Source organism: Ensifer sp. ZNC0028 (assembly GCF_000799055.1).
Classification (GTDB): domain Bacteria; phylum Pseudomonadota; class Alphaproteobacteria; order Rhizobiales; family Rhizobiaceae; genus Ensifer.
Map to the genome: position 1 here is coordinate 1 of NZ_JTLA01000302.1, position 411 is coordinate 411.

Annotated in this window: 1 pseudogene; it reads left to right on the plus strand. The window is 59.1% G+C overall.

Features of this window, described 5'->3' with window-relative positions:
- Window positions 1-411, plus strand: a pseudogene (locus tag L981_RS33120) (flagellin); the annotation flags it as partial.

A 411-nucleotide genomic window follows, 5' to 3' on the forward strand; every position in this document is an offset into this window, starting at 1 on the left:
GCCGTTCAGGACGCCCTCGGCCTCGGCGCTGCCAAGACCGACGTTGCTTCGTCGGCCATGGAAAACTCCAAGGACGTCGTCGACGAAATCAAGAAGAAGCTGGTTGCCGCCAGCGAGCCGGGCGTTGACAAGAGCAAGATCCAGAAGGAAATCAAGGAACTGCAGAACCAGCTCCTGAGCATTGCCAAGTCGGCTTCCTTCTCCGGCGAAAACTGGGTCTACACCGACCCGAACAACGCTGCCGGCACGAAGTCGATTGTCGGTTCGTTCAACCGCGACGCCAAGGGCAATGTCAGCCTGACGACGCTGCAGTACGACACCAACAAGAGCTCGCTCATCGAAGTGAACGCTTCTGGCGCCAACGTCACGAACGGCACGGGCCTGCTTTCCAGCAACATCTCGTACTCGGAC